The organism is Polynucleobacter sp. 35-46-11 (genome assembly GCF_002281105.1).
This window is the reverse complement of sequence record NZ_NCFJ01000631.1, coordinates 1-1301: the sequence shown is the minus strand read 5'-3', so window position 1 is coordinate 1301 and position 1301 is coordinate 1. Positions and strand designations below refer to the sequence as shown.

Genomic DNA, 1301 nt, shown 5'->3' with positions numbered 1-1301 from the left:
CTTCACCCAGATTGGCAAGCTGAGTTGCCGCATTCAGTTGTACTTTATTTGTCATAGGGTCATTTTAGAGGCTTCTGCGGCACTTGTGAATTACCCATAGAATACAAATATGCCGTTTACCCTCCGTGGCGATGATGTATGCCAAGCAACCCCACCTACCCCACTACCCAATCTCTACTGGGTTGCATTCTCACCAGCCGTCGCAAAGCTAATCGATTTGGAGCTTGGAAATGATGGTTTGCCCAAAGATCCCGAATGGCTGGAGGTATTGGGGGGAAATCAGCTGAATGTAGGTGCGCATAGATTTTCTAATCCTATTTCTACGGCATATAGCGGACATCAATTTGGATCATGGGCAGGCCAATTAGGCGATGGTCGCGCAATCCTACTGGGTGATATCAATCATTTAGAGCTACAGTTAAAAGGTGCCGGTAGAACGCACTACTCCAGAATGGGTGACGGAAGAGCAGTCTTAAGATCGTCTATTCGAGAATTTCTGTGCAGCGAAGCAATGCATGCGCTTGGTATACCTACTAGCCGCGCTCTTTCCGTAGTGGGATCTAAACAGGCAGTTAGACGTGAAACCATGGAAACAGCTGCGGTATGTTCGCGCATTGCCCCAAGCTTTATTCGTATCGGGCACTTTGAACACTTTGCTTCACTGCAAAATATCGTTCGTCTGAAGGAGTTGGCGGATCTGCTTATTTCAGAATTTTATCCAGAGTGTGTATCCACACAGGATCCCTACTTGAACCTATTTAAAAAGATCAGCGCCCGTAATGCAAAGTTAGTCGCGCAGTGGCAATCGGTGGGATTTTGTCATGGCGTTTTAAATAGTGACAACATTAGCGCTCTAGGCCTGACTATTGACTATGGTCCTTTTGGATTTTTAGATCATTTTGAAATCGACCATATCTGCAATCATAGTGATCATGGAGGTAGATATGCATATCATCGTCAGCCCCAAATCATGCATTGGAATATGGCCTGTCTTGCGAGTGCAATGCTTCCCTTGTTAGAGCTAGAGCATTCTGCGGAAGAGTCTCAAGACCTCTTACGCTCCGCCCTAGAGGAATTTCCATTGATTTATGCAAAAGAGTGGCAACAAGCATTTCGACTAAAACTAGGATTGCAATCAGCACAGGATGGCGACATAGAGTTAATTGAACGTCTACTCCAGGCAATGCATGATTCAAAAGTGGATTTCACGAATTTCTTTCGAAATCTAAGCAATCTCAAAAAAGAATCCAAGCTAACAGAGATCTTGCAAAGGGATGAATTTGTCGATCGTGAACATATTG

1 protein-coding gene is annotated in these 1301 nt (G+C 44.7%); it reads left to right on the top strand.

What is annotated here, in order from left to right:
* Positions 1-109: 109 nt before the first annotated feature.
* The coding region (locus B7Y67_RS18300) for a protein adenylyltransferase SelO family protein (RefSeq protein WP_293599857.1) at positions 110-1301 on the top strand (1192 nt) is incomplete at its 3' end.